The 24,467-nt window shown below is 60.9% G+C and carries 16 protein-coding genes and 2 pseudogenes; 2 read left to right on the top strand and 16 right to left on the bottom strand.

What is annotated here, in order from left to right; genetic code table 11:
- Window positions 1–125 precede the first annotated feature (125 nt).
- The 6 genes from DDF78_RS01255 to DDF78_RS01230 form a co-directional block, all read right to left on the bottom strand.
- The gene (locus tag DDF78_RS01255) at window positions 126–3,218 is read right to left on the bottom strand and encodes a bifunctional [glutamine synthetase] adenylyltransferase/[glutamine synthetase]-adenylyl-L-tyrosine phosphorylase (RefSeq protein ID WP_152579783.1); all 3,093 of its coding nucleotides are present in this window, start codon (window positions 3,216–3,218) and stop codon (window positions 126–128) included.
- Between the two features lie 5 nt (window positions 3,219–3,223).
- Window positions 3,224–3,547 carry a hypothetical protein gene (locus DDF78_RS01250; RefSeq protein ID WP_152579784.1) on the bottom strand — a complete coding sequence of 108 codons (324 nt, stop codon included), beginning with the start codon at window positions 3,545–3,547 and terminating at the stop codon, window positions 3,224–3,226.
- 71 nt (window positions 3,548–3,618) lie between these two features.
- A complete protein-coding gene (locus tag DDF78_RS01245; protein ID WP_152579785.1) occupies window positions 3,619–4,803 on the bottom strand; it encodes a sensor histidine kinase in 1,185 nt (394 codons plus the stop codon).
- Window positions 4,776–5,390 carry a response regulator transcription factor gene (locus DDF78_RS01240; RefSeq protein WP_162000630.1) on the bottom strand — a complete coding sequence of 205 codons (615 nt, stop codon included), beginning with the start codon at window positions 5,388–5,390 and terminating at the stop codon, window positions 4,776–4,778. Before DDF78_RS01240 ends, DDF78_RS01245 begins: the two co-directional genes overlap by 28 nt.
- A 117-nt stretch (window positions 5,391–5,507) precedes the next feature.
- Window positions 5,508–5,918 (bottom strand): hypothetical protein, encoded by a 411-nt coding sequence (locus DDF78_RS01235; RefSeq protein ID WP_152579787.1) that lies wholly within the window; start codon window positions 5,916–5,918, stop codon window positions 5,508–5,510.
- A 97-nt stretch (window positions 5,919–6,015) separates the two neighbouring features.
- Entirely contained in the window at window positions 6,016–7,317 is a 1,302-nt protein-coding gene (locus tag DDF78_RS01230; RefSeq protein ID WP_152579788.1) for an amidase domain-containing protein, read from the bottom strand.
- Between the two features lie 260 nt (window positions 7,318–7,577).
- Between DDF78_RS01230 and DDF78_RS01225 the strand changes: the two genes are divergently transcribed.
- Window positions 7,578–7,841, top strand: coding sequence for a hypothetical protein (locus DDF78_RS01225; protein ID WP_152579789.1), 264 nt, complete (start codon window positions 7,578–7,580; stop codon window positions 7,839–7,841).
- 641 nt (window positions 7,842–8,482) lie between these two features.
- Here the strand turns inward: DDF78_RS01225 and metF are convergent.
- From metF to DDF78_RS01185, 8 genes and pseudogenes are all read right to left on the bottom strand, one after another.
- The gene (gene metF, locus DDF78_RS01215; protein ID WP_152579791.1) at window positions 8,483–9,370 is read right to left on the bottom strand and encodes a methylenetetrahydrofolate reductase [NAD(P)H]; all 888 of its coding nucleotides are present in this window, start codon (window positions 9,368–9,370) and stop codon (window positions 8,483–8,485) included.
- Window positions 9,370–11,685 carry a 5-methyltetrahydropteroyltriglutamate--homocysteine S-methyltransferase gene (gene metE / locus DDF78_RS01210; protein ID WP_152579792.1) on the bottom strand — a complete coding sequence of 772 codons (2,316 nt, stop codon included), beginning with the start codon at window positions 11,683–11,685 and terminating at the stop codon, window positions 9,370–9,372. The genes metF and metE overlap by 1 nt, the downstream gene beginning before the upstream one ends.
- A 135-nt stretch (window positions 11,686–11,820) precedes the next feature.
- On the bottom strand, window positions 11,821–12,378 hold the full coding sequence (locus DDF78_RS01205) for a SixA phosphatase family protein (RefSeq protein ID WP_152580002.1): 558 nt from the start codon (window positions 12,376–12,378) through the stop codon (window positions 11,821–11,823).
- A gap of 89 nt (window positions 12,379–12,467) precedes the next feature.
- A pseudogene (locus tag DDF78_RS01200) lies at window positions 12,468–13,310 on the bottom strand (tRNA (adenine-N1)-methyltransferase); the annotation flags it as partial.
- Window positions 13,311–13,472: 162 nt separating this feature from the next.
- Window positions 13,473–13,574, bottom strand: a pseudogene (locus DDF78_RS12395) (hypothetical protein); the annotation flags it as partial.
- Entirely contained in the window at window positions 13,567–14,529 is a 963-nt protein-coding gene (locus DDF78_RS01195; protein WP_152579794.1) for an ABC transporter ATP-binding protein, read from the bottom strand. The pseudogene DDF78_RS12395 and the gene DDF78_RS01195, both read right to left, overlap by 8 nt.
- A 166-nt stretch (window positions 14,530–14,695) precedes the next feature.
- Entirely contained in the window at window positions 14,696–15,931 is a 1,236-nt protein-coding gene (gene glgA, locus DDF78_RS01190; RefSeq protein WP_152579795.1) for a glycogen synthase, read from the bottom strand.
- A 190-nt stretch (window positions 15,932–16,121) separates the two neighbouring features.
- A complete protein-coding gene (locus tag DDF78_RS01185) occupies window positions 16,122–16,580 on the bottom strand; it encodes a tripartite tricarboxylate transporter TctB family protein (protein WP_152579796.1) in 459 nt (152 codons plus the stop codon).
- Window positions 16,581–16,957: 377 nt separating this feature from the next.
- On the opposite strand from DDF78_RS01185, the gene DDF78_RS01180 reads away from it, so the two are divergent.
- Window positions 16,958–18,151 carry an NAD-dependent formate dehydrogenase gene (locus DDF78_RS01180; protein ID WP_152579797.1) on the top strand — a complete coding sequence of 398 codons (1,194 nt, stop codon included), beginning with the start codon at window positions 16,958–16,960 and terminating at the stop codon, window positions 18,149–18,151.
- A gap of 137 nt (window positions 18,152–18,288) precedes the next feature.
- On the opposite strand, the gene DDF78_RS01175 is transcribed toward DDF78_RS01180, so the two are convergent.
- A complete protein-coding gene (locus tag DDF78_RS01175; protein WP_152579798.1) occupies window positions 18,289–19,836 on the bottom strand; it encodes a glutamate synthase subunit beta in 1,548 nt (515 codons plus the stop codon).
- Window position 19,837: 1 nt separating this feature from the next.
- The gene (gene gltB / locus DDF78_RS01170; RefSeq protein ID WP_152579799.1) at window positions 19,838–24,415 is read right to left on the bottom strand and encodes a glutamate synthase large subunit; all 4,578 of its coding nucleotides are present in this window, start codon (window positions 24,413–24,415) and stop codon (window positions 19,838–19,840) included.
- Window positions 24,416–24,467 lie beyond the last annotated feature (52 nt).

The raw sequence follows: 24,467 nt of genomic DNA, 5'->3' as shown, positions 1-24,467 counted from the left end.
CAAGTAACTGGCAGGAATACGCCACTGACAGCGCGTCAGCAGCCCTTTTCTGTCAGTAGCCTCCTGCCCACATGTACGAAAAAAGAGGTTAGGCGGAATAAGGGTCGACCCCTCATTCTCCCCGCTTACTTCTCCCCGTAGAACAGCCGCTCCACGACTTCGCGGCACTGGCGCAGCGTGCCGAGCAGATCGTTTTCGAAGTGCTGGCCGTGGTGCGATTCGTAGCCCAGATACACCGCGATGGCGCCGAGGGAGTCGAGGTCCTCGGGCAGGATGTCGGCGCGTGAGGCGCGGCCGGTCCACAGGTAGTTGCCGTTGCGCGCGTCGGTGCACATGCACCAGGCCCGGCACAGCACGTGAGCATCCTTCGATTCGATGTAGCCCAAGCGTTCCAGCTCATCGAGGGCGGCCAGTGTCGAGTTCACCCGCAGGCCTTCGTGCTGCCCGGCGTGGCGCAGTTGCATGAGCTGCACGGTCCATTCCACGTCGGACAGCCCTCCCTTGCCGAGCTTCAAGTGTCGGTGCCTCGGCACGCCGCGCGGCAGCCGCTCGGCCTCCATGCGGGCCTTGAGCTTCCTGATCTCGCCCACGGCCGCATCGGACACCTGGCCGCTCGGATAGCGCAGCGGGTCGGCGATGTTGTGCAGAAAATCCTCGGCAAGCTGGCGGTCGCCTGCGGCATACCGGGCCCTGAGAAGCGCCTGGTGTTCCCAGGTGGCGGCCCACTGCGCATAGTATTCCTCGCAGGAGGCGTAGGAACGCACCAGTGGGCCATTCTTGCCTTCAGGGCGCAGATCGAGGTCGAGATCGATTTTCGGCTCGACCGTCACCGGACCCAGCACCACGTTGCGCAGCGTTTCCACGACCGCCTGCGCGAAGATGCCGGCATCCTCTTCCGAAAACCCATCACAAGGGCGATACATCAGAATCGCGTCAGCATCGGAGCTGAAATTAATCTCACGCCCGCCGTAGCGCCCCATGCCGATGACAGACAAGGCCGCAGGAGGGTCGCAGTACCGCTTCACCCGGCATTGCGAGCGGATTGACCATTGCAGCGCGGCATCGAGTATCGCGTCGTACACGTCGGTCATGCCGGCCAGGCAAGCATCCGAATCCATGACGCCCGCCATCCAGGACAGCCCCACGCGCTCGATTTCGTGACGGTGCATGGCGCGCATCGAGTGTGCGAAATCCGCAGTGGAATCCGCGTAGCGTTCCAATGTCGCGCGGCATTGGACGTCCAGACTTGCTCTGTCGCGTGCACGCAGCGCATCGTCGTTGCCCAGCCATGTGACCGATTCCACGGATTTGTTGAGCGCATCGCCGAGGAAGCGCGAGTTGGCGAGCACATGGCACAGGCGGCGCGCGGCCATCGGCGAATCGCGCAGGAAGCCAAGGTAGGGGCTGCCCGTGCCGAAATTCTCCTCAAGCCGACGCCAGTTGAGCAGCCCCATGTCAGGGTTCTGGCCTTCGCCGAGCCATTGCAGCACGGCGGGCAACATGAAGCGATTGATCTTGGCGGCGCGCGATATGCCTTCGGTCAGCGCGGAGACATGACGGATTGCGGCATCGGCGTCGCCGAAGCCGATGGAAGCGAAACGGTCGCGCGATGCCTGCCTGCTGAGCACGATTTGATCGTCTTCGAGCTGGGCGTTGACCGGCAGCATGGGGCGATAGTAAATGTCCATATGCATCCGCCGCACCTCCTGGCGGGTGCTCTCATAGCGTTCGACCAGCTCTTCGGGGAGCATGCGCAGCGCGCGTGCAAGCCGGCGTAGCTCGACGTTCTGCCCCAGGGTTTCGATGCTGGCGCTGCGCCCGATCGTCGCATCGCCCAGTAACGGGCCTACATCTGGGAACAGGTGGGTGCGCTTAAGCGACCACATCTGCTGGCGGTGCTCAAGAACGCGCTCGAAGCGATAATCCTGCGAAAGCTTCGCAGCCTGCCGCCGCGAAACATAGCCACCCTGAGACAAAGCCTGCAAAGCGTCGAGCGTGGCGGTGACGCGCAGGGACTCGTCCGAGCGGCCGTGCACGAGCTGCAGCATCTGGACAGTGAATTCCACATCGCGCAGGCCGCCGCGCCCGAGCTTGATCTCGCGCTCCTTGAGGGCGCTGGGGATAAGGTCTTCGACCCGCTTGCGCATCTGCTGGCAGTCGTGCACAAAGTTGTCGCGCTTCGACGCCGACCAGACGAAGGGCCGCGTCATGGCCATGTAGTCGCGCCCGAGTTGCCTATCCCCCGCTGCGGGCCGCGCCTTGAGCAGCGCCTGGAATTCCCAGTTGCTTGCCCATTGCTCGTAGTAGCCGCGATGCGAAGCGAGACGGCGCACCAGCGGGCCATCCTTGCCCTCGGGCCGCAGCCCGCCATCGATTTGCCAGAGCGCGGGCACGCCGACGCCCGGGACGACCGACTGGCACACGCGCTGCAGCGTAGTGGCGATTCTGCTGCCGATTCTGGTCAACTGGCTGGCGTCGGTGTCCTCGTCGGCCGGTTCCACGACGTAGATCAGATCCACATCCGAAACGTAATTCAGCTCGCGCGCGCCAAGCTTGCCCATGCCGATGATCGCGAACCGGCAGCTTTCGCTCCCCTCTACCTCATGGCGGGCGATGGCCAGCGCACCTTCGAGGGCCGCATCGGCCAAATCGGAAAGCTCCTGACTGATGCGCGGCTGGATTTCCAGCGGATCGGCCGCAATCAGGTCCTGCGCCATAATCGCCGCAAGCTGATCGAAATAGGACAGCCGCAGGGCCTCGGTGGCCTCGGCCAGCGGTTTGGCGGCGGTTGGGGCTACTACGGCAGCCGTACCCGAATCGCCCGATTCCACGCCAACTGCACGCAAGATGCGCGCCCGCCGCTGGGCACGGTTGAACAGGTGGCTTTCGCAGGAATCCACGGCTGCGGCCTGCACGAGCGCCGGCCGGGAGCGCATCAGAGTTCCTATGGCCTCGCAGGCCCCCAGCACTCTGACCAACCGCGTCAGCTCGTTCTCACGCAATGCGCCAATATGCTGTGTACTGACAATGTCGGCCAAATGTCGCAGCGAGATATCAGGGTCGCAGGCGTGTTCCAGCGCATCGAGCACGACCCGCAGCTGCGCAGGTTCCCATCCGTCAGTTGCAAGACCACCGAACAGCGTCGTCGCCGTATCGAGATCCTGCAGCCCTGCACGGATGAGATCGCGGGTGGATGGAAGAAGCGATATGGAATCCATAGCCCCTAATCTACATGGATGCGCGACGTTGCGGAACGACCTGTCGCAATTCGGTCTTGTTGATAATCAGCTACGACAATTAGCACCAAATTACTGCTATCCGCAGTCAGTATTATCTGTTCTTTGGCAAACTCTGCATCATCGAGCGTGTCATGCCAGAACAAAAACAAATGAAGAGTACATATTTTATTAGCAGATTGTCTATACTGGAGTGGTATGAAGAGTCTAATTTCCGCAATCATGGTTGTTTCGCTTGCGTCGTTTGGCGCTGTCTCACCTGCCCCGGTGGCTACTTCGGCTCCTGCCGACACCGGGTCGAAAGCTTCCACACTTTATATTTCGTGCCATGCCGCGCTGTGGTGGTGGCCGTGGTGCCCAATCAGGTGATTTGCCCTGACCGCTAGGCATGCCCCTGCCGTGTGAGAGGGATGCTGATTTCCATGATCCACGGCGTTCCTTCGTGCAGCGCCACCGTCCCGCCTATCGCGCGCACGCTGCGTTCGCAGTGGGCGATGCCGCTGCCTGCGGATAGCGGAGCACCTGCATGTTCGGCGGCTGGCGTGTCAGCCACGGTGATGTGCAATTGCATGTTGGCGCTGGATATGGTCACGCAGTACCCTTTTTCGTGGTCGGCGTGCTTCATGATATTGCTGTAGATCTCATCCAGAGCGGCCAGAACAACGCTCCCACTTTCACGAGGTAGACGATACGGCAGTACTGCACCAATGATGGTGGTGCCGATGATTCCGGTTTTCGCCAGCCGCTCATCGTGGGTTCTACTCAGTTCCCCGAAATTGATGTCCATGCTTTTGCCCGCCGACGGCGTGGCATGACCGTTAACATCGATGTGAGTTGCATGCATGGCAGAGATGATCGTTCTGGCATCGGTGAGCGCTTCAGTGGCGGCCCGGCTAATCTGCTCTAATTCGTCATGGTATACAAGGGCTGCCGCAGGTTCGGTCTCGATCTTCTTCGATGCCTGCTGTTCGAGGAAGATGATGTATACCAAATCATTGACGATTGAGTTATGCAGATGGTCTGCGGTCTCGGAGCGTTCACGCTCCCATTCGGCTTCCATCTTCTTCTGTTCGTAGACCGCATTTCTGTTTGCGGCCCCCCAGAACGCTCCGACGACCGCAGCGATCAGAAACGTGCTTCCGATCGCCAGCAGAGACCCTGTTGAAAGCGCGTGCAGGCTTTTTTCGATGAACACGTTGCTCTCTGCGAAAGTGCATATAACGGCAGCCACGACTCCCTGCAGAAGGGACATCCTCGCGACCAGTGCCACTGCCACAAGAACCGGCAGCGTCGCCGAAACGGAAACCTCTTCAGGCAGTACATTGGCTACGGTCCAGACAAGGACGAAAAGCCATGCGGCATTCGTTTTCGCTATCGCGCACGCAGCAGCCAAGCAGAGACTGGCCGTCACGCCGGCCGCTATCGTAGAAGCCCGACCGTTCGCAGCCGCGGTTGTTGTCTCAATGATGGAAGGCAGAATCGCCGCGATGAGTAGCACCCCATCCACAGATGTGAGTCGGCGGGCGAGATACCGCATTCTCATCCGAACAGGTGCATTCTCACGCATAGCGCCACCGCCTCCGTGCGATTGCGAGCACCGAGCTTCCTCACGGCCCGGCTCTCATATGATCCCAACGTGCCTTTGGAGATACCCAGCTTCGCCATGACCTCTTTGGCCGCTGCCCCTTCGGAGAAGCATCGCATAATCTCAAGCTCACGTGGAGACAGGCCAATGCCTCTGTCCTCATTGTGATTGACATGAATCTTGCGTATAGGAATGTTCCCGTGCACGGCACCGATGATGGCCGGGAAATCCTCCTTAGGGAGCACGCATTCCATGCCTGCATCCTTCGCATCGGCCTCGTAGACATCCGGAGAGTATGCAGTCATGCCGATAAAACGGATGTCGGGCAGGAAGCGACGTATCTGCACGCACACGTCGATACCGGACATGCCTTCGAGCCCTATATCCACCAGCAACGTCTCAGGACGGGTCGCAGGGTTCATGCATAGCTGCACAGCAGGAGCGGCGTTTCGCGCCGTCCACATGATTCTGACGTCCCTTCGCCCCTTGAACATCCCCGCAATCATGGCCAGTGCGAACGGATCGTTGTCCAGCACGCCGAGCCGGGCACAGCCTGTCTCATGCTCCATGCATTCACGACCCTTCATCGCATCGTACGACCGACAACCATCCTGCAAGCCCGGCACGCGGTATCAGAGTGACATGCCATGTCCACCACCTCCGATAGGCACCTTGCTGAAACCATGCTATTGCAGAGGCTGGAGCTTGGCGTCCAGCGGTGTGATATCGTTCAGGACGTTCTGCGAATATATGACGTTGTTCCCGATCGTCTCGTACAAATCCATCCTGTCATGACGAACTTCCAGACTGTCGTAAACCAGCGTCCAAACGAACGGAGTTCTGCCGGAGGGCAGCTTGTGCCTTGCATATTGACGCGGATCCTGCCTGTCATGGACTTTCGCCAGCTGGGAGGCAGGCAGGCTCCTCAAATATGTATCCGTGCTTCCCAACAGGAATATCGAGCTATCGCTAATATCCGTCATCCGCTGATAGTCATAGACTTCTGCGCGGAACCAGACGAAAGCCGCCAGATACAGGACCAGATACCCTATGACGCAACCCAAGAGCACGCGCCAAAACTTGAAGTTGAAAGTCACTGGTTAATCTCCTGTCAGTAAATGATGTGGTGGCTCCCATGTACATTGCTGTTCAGCAGCCGCCACAATATATCGCTAATACTTGTCTATTCTTTGATCATGGTTTCCACTGTAATCCTCTCCACTGCGTGGTTCCCCGCGGGTTAACGCTTTTCGCATAGTTTTCGAGGAAAGTCATTGGTTCATCATGGTGATTGTGAGTTTTCTGGCATATAACAGGAGTGGCATTGGTTGCAGTTTGTATGTTGCCCGTCACAATGGCGGCATGATCGAGTGTTCCGTCCCCCTCCCAATCTGCATAAAGCACAGCGCCTCCGCCCAAATGGTGCGGATTGTTATCCACAGTGAAGGCTTGCGAATAGTTCTGCATGTAGCGATGATTGTTATCCGCGCCGCCCCACGTGTATGTTGGCGTAAGCTCTCCGATTCCCATATATGCCCAGACATCATCATGACCTCGATCGATGAAATTTGTCTTCTTCATCTTTAATCCACCGGCATATAATGCCTGGGACACGAAGTTTGTGCAGTTGTCTGAGAATACAGGAAATTGGATATTCATGATGTCGTGCTGAGAGTTTTGGTGATCTGTGTGCGCGTCATCTGTCCAAAGCTCCGCATACCGCATCTCGGTAAGATAATTTAGTCCGACACCATTAGTGAACACGTCTCTAGTAGCGACTGCTGACTGCGACGAAAAGTTCGCATCAGCCTTCGCTTGAGCCGCACTACTTGTGGTGAAGACAGGTTTATGATTTCGATTTATTTCATCATGTGGTAGCTGAACTTGATCGTCGATTACGCTGTACCCGTGAGTTCCACTTGCGATGTCAGGGGCTAGAGTCACGGCATGCTCGTATGTGCCGCTGGAATCCAAGGAGTTTCTTTTCTCACCAGCAATAGTGATGGTCGTTCCAGGCTTCGGAGTCATATGCAGCTTGGTAGTGATGAGCACCTTGGCCTTGTACTCGGTGCCGAATTGAGTGGCGGAGACAATTTCTGTGGACACATCGGTCTTGCTAAGGTTCAAGCCATCCCTCGCCGGATCATAGAGATCTCCGCCGTTCTTATGCGCAAGCTCTTCCTGCTTCGAATTGACGAGAGACCGGCTTCCGACACCGCTGTAGCTAGATTGAATCTGCTCAGCGTACTGATTCAGAACTGAGTCGATTTGAGGGGTGTCCCCGTTGACTGGCTCTGCGAACGCTGTTCCCGAGATTAGAGGAGATACTATCAGCATCGCTGTAGCAATCGATATCCCCTTGTAGCGCCTTTTCATATTCCTTCTTTCAAAATGACAAACCCACACTTGCTGAATTTCAACATTATGTCTGCCATATTTAGATGGTCTCGCCTTCGAGCGCTCATTCACAAGCACGTGCCAGTCCACGCCCGGCATATTCGATAGCTTAAAGAATAGATAATGAAATAATCATCCGATGCGAAGAAGTGCTTCTCCACATCACCCGTATTAAAGCTGTGCCGGACGTGGACCGGCACAGGCTAGCCCAGTCGCACTGATCTCTAATAACGTCATAATCACGAGTTCAAGAACTATCATCTGGCTTGTGCTGGATGGAAGCTCTTAATGCCCGCGTGAAATAGAAAACTGAAACGCTTCTGCAGAATGGCCTGCAGGACAATCGAATCGAGAAGACCATGAAAAAGCTGAATAAAGCCGTGGCACTGGCTTCCGTCGACTCGTGCTCGTTTGCCTTCGCCGCTCCCGCCCAAGCTGCTACGACAGTAATCGCCCCACCCAAGATATCGGTTTTGCACCGCTGCGATTTTGTGGATAACGGCCAGTGCTACGACCACTGGATACCGACCGTCGGCTCGTGCCGCAATATCGCCAGCACCAACGCCCCCGCATGGGAAGTGGCGGCATGCTGGCAGCGGTTCGGCCCCGGCCGACGGGGGTGACCGCTATGTTCTGGGTAGTCGGCGGACTGGTGGTCCTAGCACTGATCGGTGGCTCTTCTGCCGCGGTAAGTCACCATCTGGACCGCAAGGCGGCCAGGCTTCAGCAGGGCAGCGAGGAGGACCGCGCGATGGCCGGAGAGCTTCGCGACCTGTCAAGGCAAATAGATCAGGGAAGATACCTGTATCCCCACTGATCTTAACCTTCATTGGCTACGTCAACTGGGCCGCCAGCGGCAGGGCGATGGCGCTCTGTCCGAGTAGCTTACCAACTACCAATTATTGATTATTAATTATCAAGGGAAGGATGCCTCAGATGAGATACCTCATACTGATACTGGCATGGGCCGTCATGGTCGCAGTCGGTATCTATGACCATAGCCTCATCATAATCGCCGCAGCCACTATCCAAATGCTGGTCTTAGTAATCGACCTATACAAGAGACAGCATCCGCGATAGCGAAACAGCATTACAGCTAATCCATCCCCATTGCTGATGAAAGTAATGAAAGCCTCCGAACTACAGTAGTTCGGAAGCTTTCCGTAGTGGCCCTCGAATTGTTACGATTCGGGGGCCACTCGGCAATTCTCATAAGGCTGGCTTAGGAGTCGCGCCAGAATTCGGCGATGCCCGCTGAATGCCGCTACGCCGCCGACGACACCGACGAAACCGGTGCAATCGAAGGGACCTTGGTGAACAGCGGCTGTATGTTGCGCCAGATGGCTCGTGTGCGCCCGGGGTGGTTCATCGTGTACAGATGAATGCCGTCGACGCCGTGCGCCACCAGATCGGTGATCTGCTCGGATGCGTAGTTGACGCCGGCCTCGCGCAGCGTGGCAGCATCGTCGCCCCAGCGGTTCAGCATCGTCTCGACGCGCTCAGGAACGCGCGAGCCGTTCCGCGCAGCCGATGAGCGCACCGATTTGGGACCGCCGATCGGCATGATGCCTGCCTCGATCGGCACATCAATGCCTGCCGAACGAGCCTTGTCTACGAAATGGTAGAAATCGTCGTTGTCGTAGAACAGCTGAGTGATGAGATGCGTGGCGCCGGCCTCGACCTTGACCTTCAGATGCTCGATATCCTCGTCAAGCGAGGCGGCCTGGATATGCCCTTCCGGGTAGCAGGCTGCGAACACCGTCAGATCGGGCTTGTGCTCGCGGATGTAGGCGACCAGATCGCTCGCATGCTCGAACTGACCGACAGGCTGTTCGCCGTCGATGTAGTCGCCGCGCAGGGCGAGCACCGCGCTCACGCCGGCCTGCTCGAACATGTCGAGCGCATTATCAATCATCGCGGCATCGGAATACAGCGCCGTCAGATGCGCCACGACGGGAATGTGGTACTCCTGATGAATCGTACGGGCGATGCGGGCGGTAGCCGTGTGGTCCTTGTGCGAGCCGTGGCCGTAGGTCACCGAGATGAAGTCCGGGTCGACACCCTGCAGCCCGTCGAGCGTATCGTAGATCGCTCCAACGGGCGCATTGTGCCGAGGTGGGAACACCTCAAGCGAGAACATGGGGGCGTGCATCAGCGCGCCAGCCTCGCGCGCTCGGCCTTCGCCGCCTCGACCAGATTGGTCAGGCTCGGCCAGGTCTCGGTATTACCGCGCGTCTTCAAGCCGCAGTCGGGGTTGATCCACACCTTGGCGGCGTCGATCTTCTCAAGAATCGCGTCGATGCGCTCTTCCAGCTCATGTTCGCTGGGGATGCGCGGCGAATGGATGTCATAGACGCCGGGGCCGGCTTCGGTCTCGAAGTTGGCGTCGTGAATCGCGTCGAGCACCACGAGGTCGCCACGCGACGCCTCGAAGGAGATCACGTCGGCGTCCATCGCGTCGATGTCGCGGATGATGTCGTTGAACTCCGAATAGCACATATGCGTGTGGATCTGCGTGGTCGGCTGCACGGCCGAATGCACGAGGCGGAAGGCGGGAACCGCCCAGTCCAGGTACTTGACATGCCAATCGCTTTTGCGCAGCGGCAGCTTTTCGCGCAGCGCGGCCTCATCGATCTGGATGATGCGGATGCCGGCCTTTTCGAGGTCCAGCACTTCATCGCGGATAGCCAATGCCAACTGCTTGGTCTGCAGCTCATGGGACACGTCCTCGCGCGGCCACGACCAGTTGAGAATCGTCACCGGGCCGGTGAGCATGCCCTTCATCCAATGCTTCGTGCGGCTCTGCGCATAGGCGCTCCACTCGACCGTGATCGGGTTGGCGCGCGACACATCGCCCCACACGATGGGAGGCTTGACGCAGCGCGTGCCATAGGACTGCACCCAGGCGTTCTTGGTGAAGAGGAAGCCGTTGAGGTTCTGGCCGAAGTACTCGACCATGTCGTTGCGCTCGAATTCGCCGTGCACGAGCACATCGAGGCCAATCTGCTCCTGATGGGCGATGACCTCGTCGATCTTGCCGCGAATGAACTCGTCATACGAGGCCTGATCAATCTCACCCTTGCGCAGCTTCGCACGCTCCGCGCGCACATCCTTGGTCTGCGGGAAAGAGCCAATCGTGGTCGTGGGCAGCAGCGGCAGATTCAGCGCCTCGCGCTGCAGTTGCTGACGCTCGGTACGAGCCGGCTGACGCACGAAATCGGCATCACTCAGCGCCGCGAGACGCTGAGAAACAGCCGGATCCTCGGCCACGCGCGTGCCATCGAAGAGTGCCTGATTGCCCTGCAACGTCTGGGAGGAGCGCTTGGCATCGTCATCGAACTGCGCGAGCTCAGCCACATCCTTGAGTTCGCCGAGCTTTTCGACTGCGAACGCGAAATGCTTGCGCACCTCGTCGCTCAGCCCGCTCTCGCCAGCCGTGCTGAACGGCACATGCAGCAGCGAGCTGGCGGTGGAAACGGCGACCTTGTCCGTCTTCTGCTTCAGCGCGTCAATCAGGCCAAGCGACACCGCGTAGTCGTTGCGCCAGATGTTGCGGCCGTTGATGACGCCGGCGAACAGCGTCGTATCCTGCGCGACGCCGAACTTCTCCACCGCGGCAAGATTCTCATCCTTGCCTTCGATCAGATCGAGGCCGATGCCATCGAAGCCGAACAGGTTCACCGTCTCGTAGATGTCGGCGATATGGCCGAAGTAGGTGTTGAGCAGCAGCTTGACCTTGCCATTGCTGCTCTCGCGTGCCGGCAGAATCTTCGCATACAGCGCCTTGAACAGCTCGACATCGCCCGGCTCCTTGTCCAGCACCAGATACGGCTCGTCGAACTGCACCCACTGCGCGCCCAGCGCGGCGAACTTGGTGAGAATCTCGGCATACGCCGCAGCGGTCGCGTTGATGAGGCCGCGGTCGAAGTTCAGCTCTTCGGCCTGCGGATTGCGGGCGAGCTTCAGGAAGGTATACGGACCAATGAACACTGGCTTGGTGAGAATGCCAAGCGCCTTCGCCTCGGCGAACTCCTCGAAGGGCTTCTCGCCCACGAGCTTGATGTCGGTCGACGGCTCGATCTCCGGCACAATGTAGTGGTAGTTCGTGGTGAACCACTTCTTCATCGGCAGCGCGGTGACGTCTCCGCGCTCCCCCTGGTATCCGCGGCCGATGGCGAACAGTGTGTCCTCGGCGTTCTCGAAGGCGAGGCGCTGGTAGCGCTGTGGCACCGCATTGAGCAGAATCGCCGTGTCGAGCAGCTGATCGTAGTAGCTGAAGTCGTTGCTGGGAATCAGTTCGATGCCCGCCTCGGCCTGAAGCTTCCAGTGCTTGGCGCGAAGCTCCTTGGCCGTGGCGCGCACGTCGTCAAGCGAATTCGCGCCCTTCCAGTAGCCTTCGATAATTTTCTTCAGTTCACGATTCGCCCCGATGCGCGGGAATCCCGAGACGGAAGTAAGAGCAGGCATGCGTCCTCCAATGCAACAGTATTAACTGGCCTAGCCTATCAACAATCGCGACATTCGAGGCATAGACAGCGATAAGGTGTCGCCATAAATCAGATTTATAACAGCGCTATCAGAAAGAAAATCGGAAAATATCTATTACTCGAAGTTCTTTGGGTTGAGTACGGCGAGAAGCTCGGCATCGTGCGTCTGCCATGCGTTGAAGGGCTTGTTTGCGCCGAAAACGACCACTGCGCTAGGAGACAGTCCGAGATTGAGCAGATCGAGGGAGTCGGAATCGGAATCCTCGCTCGTCAGCCATTGACTTGCCATCGAAACCGTGGGCTCATGGCCCAGAATCATGAGCACACGGGTTTTCTCCTTGGCGTGCGCAAGCTCGTCGAACATGCCCTGCAGACCGCCATCGTACAGGCTTTGCCGATAGTCCACCTTGGGTTTGTCGCCGAAAATCTTGAGCATGCGATCGAGCGTCTGCTCGGCGCGCGTAGCGCTTGAGCAGGCGATACTGTCCGGCACCAGATCCATGTCGCTCAGGCCCTTAGCCATTTTCTTCGCCTGCTTGCGTCCCTTGTCCGTCAGCTCACGGGCATAGTCGCCGCCCTCATTCGATGCCTCGGGCTTGGCATGGCGCATCACCAGCAGCACATGATCGTAATGCCGAGCCTTCTTGGCGAGTTTCTTCAGATTGACTCCCATGTCATCGCTCCTGTCACCATTGGCATCAGCCGGCGGCCGGCCGCTGCGCGCATAGACCTGTTTGTGATTCTCCATTGATTATGCCCGAATCAGGATTCCAGCGCGCCGACCTGCGCATCCAAATCGCGCAGCACTTTGCGCAGCTTGCGGTCGGAGATGTCACGCAGCTCCAAATCATCCAACTGCGCGGCACGCTCCTCCTCGCTCATCGCATCGATGTCGGTATGCGTGTCCTTCGTGGCGCGATCGCGTTTGCGCAAGGCTTCGAAGCCTTCGGCCATCGCACGGCTGATCACGAGGAATCCGGTGTGCCCAATCATCTGATGGTCGGGGCGCACGGCGAGGCCTTGCGCCTTCCAATCGCGCTCCAAAGTCTCCTGAATCTCCGGCTCGGTCCACACGCCGGCCTCGCGCAATGCCTCGGCAAGCCGGCTCAGCTGCGTTGTGGTCGTGATGTAGGCCACGAGCACGCCGCCCGGCGCGATGACCCGATGGGCCTGATCGAGCCGATTCCACGGGTCGAGCATGTCAAGCACGATGCGATCGAAGGAATGCGCCGGCAGATCGGCTGCCACCGAATCGAAGTCGCCGACCTTCAAATCCCACCAAGCGGGTCGCCCGCCGAAATACAGCGTGGCGTTCGCCTGCGCTATCTTGGCAAATTCGCCGCGCATCTCGATGGTCGTCAACTGGCCCTGCTCCCCCACGGCATCGAGAAGATTCAGGCTCATCGCGCCCGAGCCCGCGCCGGATTCGAGTACGTTGAGCCCCTTGCGGATGTCGCCGAGCTGGATGACCTGCGCGATGTCCTTGGGATACATGATCTGGGCGCCGCGCGGCATCGACAGCACATAGTCGGCCAGCCGCGGCCGCATCACCGCGTACTGCCAGCCGCCTATCGCGCGCGCGGCCTTCCACGGCTTGGCGGCGTCGCGCGAGGATGGCACGGACTGCAAGGACTGTGCAGTCTGTACGGCTTGCCCAGAACCTGCTTCCATCTCCGTCTCTGCCTGTCGCTTGGCATGCACGGTCGTGACGATAACGCCTTCCGTGCCGCCGATAACGTCATCGTGAAGAATCAGCCCGTGCTCGGTCTGCGTCGTGCCGCCTGCGACGAGCTGCGCGGTGATGCGTTTGCTCTTGCGGTCGGTGAACTGGACCTTTTCGCCGGCTTGCAGCGCTCCTCGTTTAGGCATGGGGTTCCTCGCTGCTGTCGGTTGCTGTGTCACCCATCTCTGCATCAATCGTCGCTGCAGAGCCGTTTTTTTCAGAGCCAATCGCTTCATAACCAAGGGCCTGCGCGCCTTGCGCATAGGCGTTCCAACGCCCGTCCTCGTGCGTGACTTTCAGCGGCAGCCCGAAGATGGCGCTGAGCCGCTCGGCGGTGAAGCCGTGCTCAAGGTCTCCGGTGTACAGAATCGTGCCGGGCTGCGGGTCGTTGCCGGCGACGTTATCTTTATAAGCGTCGTTCTCGTTGCCTGCGCGGCGTCCCATAATCGCCACATGGTCGAATCCGCGCGGTATCTCCTCAAGCCGGTGGGTGACCAGCAACACGGTTCGGTTGCTGTCCTGCTCGCCGATGCGGCTGAGCGCCTGCAACGCCAGCTCCCTGCCGCCCAGATCGAGTCCGGTGGTCGGCTCGTCGAGTATCAGCAGGTCGGGGTCGGCCATCAGCGCCCGGCAGATGAGCACGCGCGTCAACTCGCCCTGGGAGAGCTTGAACATCTGCTTGCCTTCGAGATAGGCGATGCCGAACTGGTGCATCAAAGCACGGGCCTGGGCAAACTGCTCCGGCGAATAGTTGTCGCGCCACCGTCCGGTCGTAGCGGTCAGCGCGGTCACGACGGCGTCGAGCGGGTCTTCCTCCGGCGGGAAGGCGCGCGACAGCTCCGCCGAGCTCAGGCCAATGCGATGGCGATAGGAGAACACGTCGACCTTGCCCAGGCGATTGCCGAGGATGTCGACCGTGCCTTCGGATGGGAAGCCGCGCGTGCTCATCATCTGCACGAGGCTGGATTTGCCGATGCCATTGGGGCCGAACAGAATCCATTTCTCCCCGGCCTTCAATTCCAGATTCACATCGGTGAGAATCACGCGACGCCGACGCCGGAACTCCACACCGTTGAGCTGCAATGCGACCGCGTCGCCCATATGCGTGCCTCCTCCTGAATCTTGCACTGTTCACATCATGCAAAGGTGCGATGAGCCAGCAACGACTCATCGCACCATTACGTCTACTGCGTCTCTACGATATCGTCACTACCCTATCGATACCGTGATGGCAGCTGCCGCGCCATGCGGCCTTTCCAGCGAATCCCTACCGAAGCGCGTCGCGATACACGTCGATCGTGCGCTCGGCGATGGACTCCCAGCTGAACTTGTCGCGCGCGCGCTCGTAGCCGGCGCGACCCATGGCTTTGGCCCGCTCAGGGTCGGCCATGATCTCGTCGATGGCGTGCGCCATGTCGTGCACGAAAGTATCCGGGTCGGTCGGCGTACCCGTGCCGTCGTGAAGCTGCTCAAGCGGCACCAACAGGCCCGTCACGCCATCCTCAACCACTTCGGGGATGCCGCCCGTGGCGCTGGCGACGACCGGCAGATCGCAGGCCATCGCCTCAAGGTTCACGATACCCAGCGGCTCGTAGATGCTCGGGCACACGAAGGCCGTGCTGCCATGCTCCAATGCGTTGAGCTCGGGCTTGGGCAGCATCTCCTCAATCCAGATGATGTTGCCACGCTGGTCATTGAGCTCAGCGAAGGCCGACTTCACCTCGGCGGCGATCTCCGGAGTGTCGGGGGCACCAGCGCACAGCACGACCTGAATATCCTTGTTGATAAGGTGCAGCGCCTGCAGCAGGTACGGCAGCCCCTTCTGGCGTGTGATGCGGCCGACGAACAGCAGCGTGGGCTTGCTGCGGTCGATGTGGTAGCGCTCGAAGACCTTCCAGCCTTCGTCATCATCGGCGGGCGTGGCGAAATCAGCGAGCGTGATGCCGTTATGGACCACGGCGACCTTGTCCGGGTCCACATTCGGGTAGGCGCTCAGGATGTCGTTGCGCATGCCTGCGGATACGGCGATGATGCGCTCGGCGTGCTCGTAGGCGTCGCGTTCGGCCCAGGAGCTCAGGTTGTAGCCGCCGCCAAGCTGCTCTTTCTTCCACGGGCGGAAGGGTTCGAGGCTGTGCGCGGTAATCACCATCGGCACCTCGTGCAGCTGCTGCGCCAGGCGCCCGGCGAGGCAGGCGTACCACGTATGCACATGCACCAGGTCGGCGTCGACATCGTTGGCGATCTGCAGGTCGGTGCCGAAGGTCTTAAGCGCGGCATTGGCCTGCGTCAGCTCGGCCGGCGTGTCGTAGCCGAAGACGCTCAGCGAGCCTTTCGGATTCTGGCCTGGTATCGTCGGGACGTCTGCCGGGGTACGCGGCCCGTCAAAGGCCCGCACCGTCACGTCGATGCGTTCCGCCAGCACCTTTGCCAGCTCATCGACGTGAACGCCCGCGCCTCCGTAGATATGCGGTGGGTATTCCCGGGTCAGGATGTCTACTTTCATGGTTTCTCCTTCTATGCGCGCTTCATTGGGCGTACATCTTGGGCGTACACCGTCAAGTCTATGCCTTAAGTCGACGCTGCGCCGCCATCGGCATGAATTTTGGACGAAAAATACGAAAGAATCGGTTCACCTGAAGTTGCGCGGTGAGCCATGCCCTACGGCATGCAGCATTATGCGGCGCTATATCGCGCTATACCGCAGTGCCGTTCGCGTCGAGATTGGGGTTGTGCTTCGGGTCTCCCGCCACGACGAACAGGCTCAGCACGGCGACGACGAACACCGCGCTGATCGTAGCGATCAGCCACAGCGGATGGCTCGGCAGCCACATGATGACGAGGAATGCAATCACCGAAAGGCCGATAAGCGTCCAGCTGACGATGCGGAACGCCTGACGCACCGAATGCGGCGGCTTGATGATGTCAGGATCGCGCATCTCAATGTCGTCCAGCCTATCGCCGGTCGTGTCGGTGACGCTGGCCGAGGGCTTCCATTCGCCGTCGACATGCTCTTCGAGCCGGCGCGACTTGTCCTGCAAGGCATATTCGTCGATCATATCCGACCGCGCACGCCCCTGCGTCTGGTCGTATTGCGCAGGCACTCCCCTGCGGCTGCGCTTGTCCTGAGCCCTGCGTTCGGCGCGATTCGGCATAGCTTCTCCTCCATGAAACAACGGTTTTCCGCGCTCCAGTGTACCGCAACCATGTAGGCAGGCATGAGGCTCGCTGAACTCATCGTCGCATGGAGCACAACGAGCGCAGATGAAGCCGCACGCGATGATGGAAACCGGAACCAATAAACGCCATAAGCTCGCGCTCCTTCCAAGTCAGTTTATGGTGAACGGATAAGTGCTATAACCGAAGTGAAGCTCGAAGCAATTCGACGTTTCAGGCTGTGGCGGTTGCGAATGCACTGCGCGTAGGAATGCACTGCGTGTAACTAATACACTGTGCAGGACTGCATGGTGTCTGGCTATGTCTCTTGCAAACGCGCGCTATGGCCGCATATATATGCAAAGGAGCATAGATTATGACCAAGGTATTATGTGTGCTGTATCCGGACCCCGTCGATGGGTATCCGCCGAAATACGCGCGCGACACCGTTCCAGAGCTCAGCTCGTACCCTGATGGGTCGACGCTGCCCTCCCCCAAGGCGATTGATTTCAAGCCCGGCGAGCTGCTTGGCTCGGTTTCGGGCGCGCTCGGACTGACGAAGTTTCTCAAGAACCGCAATGTCGAATTCGTGGTCACCTCCGACAAGGAAGGTCCGGATTCGCAGTTCGAGAAGGAGCTGCCCGACGCCGATGTCGTCATCTCCCAGCCGTTCTGGCCGGCCTACCTGACCGCCGAGCGCTTCGCGAAGGCCAAGAAGCTCAAGCTGGCGATAACCGCTGGCATCGGCTCCGACCATGTGGACTTGAACGCGGCCAACGAGCATAACGTGACCGTGGCCGAAGTGACCTACTGCAACAGTATCAGCGTGGCCGAGCATGCGGTCATGCAAGTGCTGGCGCTGGTGCGCAACTACCTGCCGTCGCATGACTGGGCGCGCAAGGGCGGCTGGAATATCGCCGATTGCGTTTCACGCGCGTACGACTTGGAAGGTATGACCGTCGGCGTCGTGGGCGCAGGGCGCATCGGCAAGGCGGTGCTCGAACGGCTCAAGCCATTCGGCGTCAAGCTGGCGTACACCCAGCGTCACCAGTTGCCTGCCGACTATGAGAAGAGCCTCGGCGCCACCTATTACCCCGACGTCAAGGAGCTGGCGAAAGTCGTTGACATCGCGGTCCTGGAAACGCCGCTGTACGCCGCAACCCGCCACATGTTCAATGCCTCGGTAATTGCGTCGATGAAGCGCGGCTCCTACATCGTCAACAACGGCCGCGGCGAGCTTGTGGACCGCGACGCCATTGTCGACGCGCTCAATTCCGGCCAGCTCGCCGGGTACGCGGGCGACGTGTGGTACCCGCAGCCCGCGCCCGAGGATCATCCGTGGCGGACCATGCCGCACGAAGGCATGACGCCGCACATCTCGGGCACGACCTTGTCGGCGCAGGCGCGGTATGCGGCCGGAACTCGCGAAATCCTCGAGGACTTCCTCGATGATGAGCCGATTCGCGACGAGTACATCATCGCGCAAGGCGGCGCGCTGGCCGGCACCGGCGCGAAATCCTACGAGGTGACGAAGGGACAGGCAAGCCCCGGCAGCGGTGAAAAGGCCTGACCTGACCTGCTGGAAGCCTGGAAACCTAGAAGCCCAGGCCTACAGTGTCTGACTAAAACAAACAGGTAAACAAGTCACGAAAGGGGCGGCAGCCTATCGCTGCCGCCCCTTTCGCACGCCGAAAGCAACTCGATAGTTTAGTGGACCAATGCCTTCAACGGCAGTGACATCGGGCGATCGGTCGGCGCGATCGGCGAGGGCAGTTCGGTGACGCCGGTGAGGTACTTGTCGACCGATGCGGCGCAGCTGCGACCCTCGGAGATGGCCCACACGACCAGGCTCTGGCCGCGTCCGGCATCGCCGCACACGAAGACGCCGTCCTGCGTGGTGGAGAATTCGGCGTCGCGCGACACGTTGCCGCGCCCGTCCAGCTCGACGGGCAGCTGATCAAGCAGCGTGGTCGTGTCCGGGTGCGCGAATCCTACGGAAATCAGCACCAGATCGGCGGGGAGCACGCGCTCCGTGCCGGGGACGTGCACGCGCCTGCCATTTTCGTCAAGCTCGACGCTGACGATCTTGACCCCGGTGACATGGCCCTGCTCGTCCGCCACGAATCCGGCGGGCACCGAAGTATCATCGACGGCAACGCGATCCAGATCGTCCTCGATGCCTTCAAAGCTCACCGAATCGGTGTTGTAGAGGTATTCGCCGCCCTCCTGCATCGATGTGGTCTTCTGATAGGTGCGCGCGTAGGTCGGCCACGGATGGCTCTCCGTGCGCTCAAGCGGCTCCTGCGGGTTGATCTGCAGCACGGTCACGTCCTTCGCGCCCTGGCGAATCGAAGCTCCCAGGCAGTCCGAGCCGGTGTCACCGCCGCCGATGATGACGACATGCTTGCCGTTGGCGTCGATGTCGCCGTGCGGCTGCACGCCGTAGAGCCGGCGGGTCGTGTCGGGCAGGAAGTCCATCGCGAAGTGGATGCCTTCCAAGTCGCGCCCGGGGATGGCGACGTCGCGCGGCGCGCCGGAGCCGATGGCCACCACGACGGCGTCATAGCGCGAACGCAGCTCGTCCCAGCTGATGTTCTTGCCGATTTCCATGTTGGTCATGAAGCGGGTTCCCTCGGCCTCCATCTGTGCGATGCGTTCATCGAGCAGATGCTTGTCGAGCTTGAAGTTCGGGATGCCGTAGCGCATGAGTCCGCCGATGGCGTCGTCGCGCTCATACACGACGACGGTGTGGCCGGCGCGGGTCAGCTGCTGGGCGCATGCCAGACCGGCAGGCCCGGAGCCGACGATGGCGATGGTCATGTCGGTGAGGCGCTGCGGCGGCATCGGCTTGACATAGCCGAGCGCGAAGGCCTGATCGATGATTGTGACCTCGTCGTTCTTGATGGCCGTGGCCGGCTGGTGAATCGCCAGCACGCAGGCATGCTCGCACGGCGCCGGGCATATGCGGCCGGTCGCCTCGGGGAAGTTGTTCGTCATGGAGAGACGGTTGTAGGCGTCCTCCCACTTGCCCTGGCTGACCAGGTCGTTGAACTCGGGGATGACGTTGCCCAGCGGGCAGCCGGTCATGCAGAACGGGGTGCCGCAATCCATGCAGCGCGAAGCCTGCTCGCGGGTCCACGGCTGCGCGCCATGCTCGGCATGCACGTCGAACCAGTCTTTGATGCGCTCTTCGACGGGCCGTTCGGCCATCTCGCGGCGCGTGCGGACTTTGAGGAATCCTCTGGGGTCGCTCATATCAGTGGGCTCCTTCCATGACTTGCTCGTACACATGCTCCCATGCGCCCGGCGCATTGAAATCAACGTGCTGTGCCTCGGCCCGGCGCATCGCGTCGGTCATCGCCACATACTGCCTCGGCACCACGTGGGTGAAGCGGGTAGCGGTGTGCTCCCAGTCGCCCAGCAGCTCCGCCGCGAACTGCGATCCGGTCTCCTCGGCATGGCGCTTGACCAGATCGTGGACGAAGCGCTCCTGCGCGTCATCCAGCCGCTGGAAGAGCAGCGCACCGGTTTTCACGGCCTGCGGGTTGACCTTGCCCATGTCCAGATCGAGCACGTAGACCTCGCCGCCGGAGAAGCCGGCGCCGAGATTGCGCCCGGTGGGGCCGAGAATTGCCACGGTGCCGCCGGTCATGTACTCGCAGCCGTGGTCACCCACGCCTTCGACCACGAAGGTGGCCCCGCCGTTGCGCACGCCGAAGCGCTCGCCGGCACGCCCGGCGATAAACATTTCGCCTGAGGTCGCGCCGAATCCGGCGACGTTGCCCGCGATGACATTCTCATGCGGATCGAAGTTCGCGCCTTCCTCGGGGCGCACAATCAGGCGGCCTCCGGACAGGCCCTTGCCGGCGTAGTCGTTGACTTCGCCGTAGACGCGCAGGGTTTCGCCGCGCGGGATGAACGCGCCGATGGACTGACCGCCCGAACCGTGCAAGGTCATGTCGATGGTGTCGTCGGGCAGTCCTTCGGCACCGTACCGGTTGGTGATCTCGTAGCCGACCATCGTGCCCACCGTGCGGTTGACATTGCGGATAGGCATTTCGATGCGCACCGGTTCGCGGCGCTCGAGCGCCGGGCGAGCCATGTCGATGAGCCGGTTGTCGAGGGCCTTCTCAAGCTCGTGGTTCTGCTCGATGGTCCGGTGCAGAATCGTGCCGGGCGTAGGACCGGGCTGCATGAGCACATTGGACAGATCGATGCCGTCGGCCTTCCAGCGGGTCACGGCCTCGTTCTGATCGAGGCATTCGACGTGGCCCACTGCCTCTTCGAGCGTATGGAAGCCGAGCTGGGCGAGCAGCTCACGCACTTCCTGGGCGATGAACATGAAGAAGTTGATGACATGCTCGGGCTTGCCGGTGAAGCGCGCGCGCAGCTCGGGGTCCTGCGTGGCGATGCCCTGCGGGCACGTGTTCAAATGGCATGCGCGCATCATGACGCAGCCCTCGACCATCAGTGCTGATGTGGCGAAGCCGAACTCCTCGGCGCCCAGCAGCGCGGCGATCACCACGTCGCGGCCGGTTTTCAGCTCGCCGTCGCACTGCACGACGATGCGGGAGCGCAGGCCGTTGAGAATCAGCGTCTGCTGGGTCTCGGACAGGCCAATCTCCCACGGCGTGCCCGCATGCTTGATGGCGTTGAGCGGGGCTGCACCAGTGCCGCCGTCGTAACCGGAGATGAGCACCACGTCCGCATGGCATTTAGCCACGCCGGCCGCGATGGTGCCCACGCCGAATTCGGAGACCAGCTTCACATGGATGCGTGCCTTGGGATTGGCCATCTTGGCGTCGTTGATGAGCTGCTTCAGATCTTCGATCGAGTAGATGTCGTGATGCGGCGGCGGGGAAATCAGCTCGACGCCGGGTGTCGCATGGCGCACCTTGGCAATCCACGGCGGCACCTTGGCCCCGGGCAGGTGGCCGCCCTCGCCGGGCTTGGCACCCTGGGCGAGCTTGATCTGCAAATCGGTGGCATGCACGAGGTAGTCGCTGGTCACGCCGAAGCGGGCCGAGGCGATCTGCTTGATGCGGCTGGTGCGGCGCGGGTCGGCGATGCGGTCGTCGGATTCGCCGCCTTCGCCGGAGTTTGAGCGCGCGCCGATCGAGTTCATCGCGATGGCCAGCGTCTCATGCGCCTCCTGCGAGATCGAGCCGTAGCTCATCGCGCCGGTGGAGAAGCGCTTGACGATTTCGCTGGCTGGCTCAACCTCATCAATGTCGATCGGCTTGCGGTCGCCGGTGAAGGACATGAGCCCGCGCAGGGTCATGAGCCGGTTCGACGTGTCGTTGATATGCGCCGAATACTGCTTGAACATGTCGTAGTCGGCGCGCTGCGTCGACTGCTGCAGCAGGAAGATCGACTCGGGGTCGTTGAGATGGTCTTCGCCGGTGCGACGCCACTTGTAGTCGCCGCCGGTGCGCAGCTTGCGGTGCGGCGTGGCCGTCCACTGATTCGGGTAGGCCACGCGGTGCCGGATGGCGACTTCCTCGGCGATCTCGTCCAAGCCGGCTCCGCCGACGCGCGAGGTGGTGCCGGTGAAGTACTTGTCAATCACGCTCTGGCTCAGGCCCACGGCCTCGAACAGCTGCGCGCCGCGATAGCTCATGATCGTGGAGACGCCCATCTTGCTCATGATCTTGAGCACGCCGGTTGACAGCGCCTTGGTGAGATTTCTCACGGCCGTTTCCGCATTGACGGACAGGTAGCCGGTGTTGGCTAGATCCTCGACCGACTCGAAGGCGAGGTAGGGGTTCACGCAGGCTGCGCCGTAGGCGATCAGCAGCGCGACATGGTGAATCTCGCGCACATCGCCGGCCTCGACGGCCATCGATATCTGCGTGCGGGTATGCGTGCGCAGCAGGTGATGCTGCACGGCGCTGGTCAGCAGCAGCGAGGGAATCGGCGCCCAGGTGTGGTTCGACTCGCGGTCGGAAAGCACGATGAAGTTCTTGCCGCCGGCGATGGCCTCGTCGATCTCGTCGAAGATCTTCTGAAGCCGCTCTTCAAGCGCCTTGCCGCCTCCGGCCACCTGATACAGGCCCTTGACGATGTACGGGCGGTAGTAGTCGCCGAGGATCTTCGCCTTGTCGAGGCGCTTGAGCTGTGCCATTTCGTCGGAATTCACGATCGGCAGCGGGATGAGGATCTTCTTGGCATGCAGCTCGGAGTCCTCAAGCAGGTTCGGTTCGGGGCCGATGGCTGATTCGAGGCAGGTGACGATCTCCTCGCGCTCCCAGTCGAGCGGCGGGTTTGTGACCTGGGCGAACTTCTGCGTGAAGTAGTCGAAGAGCATGCGGCTGCGTTCGGAGAGCACCGCCATCGGCGCGTCGTTGCCCATCGCTCCCAGTGGCTCCTTGCCGCTGTTCGCCATCGGAATCAGAAGCATCTTCAGGTCTTCTTGCGTGTAGCCGAAAGCGCGCTGACGACGCTGGACCGACTGGCCTGAATGCCGTACGTGCTCGCGCGCGGGCAGCTGGCTCATCTCGACGCTGTTGCCCTCCACCCACTGGCGGTAGGGGTGCAGCGCGGCCAGATTCGCCTTGATCTCCTCGTCGGGCACCAGCCGTCCCTGCTCGGTGTCGATGAGGAACATCTTGCCGGGCTCAAGCCGGCCCTTGGATATGATGTGCTCCTGCTCGATTTCGGGCAGCACGCCGGCCTCCGAGGCGAGCACGACCGTGTTGTCGTCGTTGAGCTGCCAGCGCCCCGGCCTGAAGCCGTTGCGGTCCAGCTGTGCGCCGACCAGCGTGCCGTCGGTGAAGACGATGTTCGCCGGGCCGTCCCACGGCTCGATAAGCGTGTTGTTGTACTCGTAGAACGCGCGGATATCGGGGTCGAGCGATTCGTCCTTCTCCCACGCGGGCGGCAGCATCATCGAGATGGCGTGCGTGATGCTGCGGCCGGAGAGGTGCAGCAGCTCAAGGCATTCGTCGAAGGTGCCCGAATCCGAAGCCCCCGGAGTGCCGATGGGCAGCAGCGGCTTGAATTCGCCGAGCAATGCGGAGCTGAGCCGGCCTTCACGGGCCGAAAGCCAGTTGCGGTTGCCCTGGATGGTGTTGATTTCGCCGTTGTGCGCGATGAGGCGGAAGGGCTGTGCCAGCGGCCAACTCGGGAAGGTGTTGGTCGAGAAGCGCGAATGCACGATGGCGATGGTGGCCTTCATGCGATCGTCGGTGAGATCGGGGAAGAAGGAGGTGAGCTGCATCGTGGTGAGCATGCCCTTATAGGTGATGGTGCGCGCGGAGAGCGAGGCGAAGTAGACGCCGACCTCGTGCTCGACGCGCTTGCGCAGTCGGAAGGTCTTGCGGTCCAGAGCCAAGTCGCCTGTGCCTGCGGCATCATTCGCGTCCGCCACGACGAGCGTCTTGAACGAGGGCATGGATGCGAGCGCCTGCAGGCCCAGTCCGTCAGGGTTCGTGGGGACCACGCGCCAGGCGAGGACCTCAAGGCCCTCTTCCTTGGCGATCTGCGCGATGGCCTGCTCCTGCCTGCCGGAACCTGCGATATCGCGGTCGAGGAACGCGATGCCAGCAGCGTAATGGCCCTCGAGCGGAAGCTCCACGTCGATGACGGCGCGCATGAATTCATCCGGCATCGATATGAGAATGCCAGCGCCATCGCCGGTGTTCTCTTCGGCGCCGACTGCGCCACGATGGTCGAGGTTGACGAGGACCTCGATGGCCTTATCGACGATTCTGCGCTCAGCGCGGCGGTTCAACGTGGCGACCATACCCACGCCACATGCGTCGTGTTCCTGCGAAGGGTCATACATGCCCTGTGCCTCATGGACCGTTAGATCAAGCGGAGCGTGGAAAGTCACCGAAACCACCTTCATCGTTTTTGGCGGGGTGCTACCCGCGGTTCTTTGCCAG

Origin of the sequence: Bifidobacterium tibiigranuli, assembly GCF_009371885.1 — a bacterium.
Lineage (GTDB): Bacteria > Actinomycetota > Actinomycetes > Actinomycetales > Bifidobacteriaceae > Bifidobacterium > Bifidobacterium tibiigranuli.
Note: the sequence above shows the minus strand (reverse complement) of the source record. Positions and strands in the feature narration are given on the sequence as shown.

Excerpts from the sequence above, each read along its gene's own strand:
- DDF78_RS01195 (WP_152579794.1), bottom strand. The coding sequence starts at position 14,529 with ATGGGCGACGCGGTCGCATTGCAGCTCAACGGTGTGGAGTTCCGGCGT.
- glgA (WP_152579795.1), bottom strand. The coding sequence starts at position 15,931 with ATGAAAGTAGACATCCTGACCCGGGAATACCCACCGCATATCTACGGA.
- DDF78_RS01185 (WP_152579796.1), bottom strand. The coding sequence starts at position 16,580 with ATGCCGAATCGCGCCGAACGCAGGGCTCAGGACAAGCGCAGCCGCAGG.
- DDF78_RS01225 (WP_152579789.1), top strand. The coding sequence starts at position 7,578 with ATGAAAAAGCTGAATAAAGCCGTGGCACTGGCTTCCGTCGACTCGTGC.
- metF (WP_152579791.1), bottom strand. The coding sequence starts at position 9,370 with ATGCACGCCCCCATGTTCTCGCTTGAGGTGTTCCCACCTCGGCACAAT.
- DDF78_RS01230 (WP_152579788.1), bottom strand. The coding sequence starts at position 7,317 with ATGCCGGGCGTGGACTGGCACGTGCTTGTGAATGAGCGCTCGAAGGCG.
- metE (WP_152579792.1), bottom strand. The coding sequence starts at position 11,685 with ATGCCTGCTCTTACTTCCGTCTCGGGATTCCCGCGCATCGGGGCGAAT.
- DDF78_RS01175 (WP_152579798.1), bottom strand. The coding sequence starts at position 19,836 with ATGAGCGACCCCAGAGGATTCCTCAAAGTCCGCACGCGCCGCGAGATG.
- DDF78_RS01245 (WP_152579785.1), bottom strand. The coding sequence starts at position 4,803 with ATGCGTGAGAATGCACCTGTTCGGATGAGAATGCGGTATCTCGCCCGC.
- DDF78_RS01240 (WP_162000630.1), bottom strand. The coding sequence starts at position 5,390 with ATGGAGCATGAGACAGGCTGTGCCCGGCTCGGCGTGCTGGACAACGAT.
- DDF78_RS01255 (WP_152579783.1), bottom strand. The coding sequence starts at position 3,218 with ATGGATTCCATATCGCTTCTTCCATCCACCCGCGATCTCATCCGTGCA.
- DDF78_RS01180 (WP_152579797.1), top strand. The coding sequence starts at position 16,958 with ATGACCAAGGTATTATGTGTGCTGTATCCGGACCCCGTCGATGGGTAT.
- DDF78_RS01205 (WP_152580002.1), bottom strand. The coding sequence starts at position 12,378 with ATGGGAGTCAATCTGAAGAAACTCGCCAAGAAGGCTCGGCATTACGAT.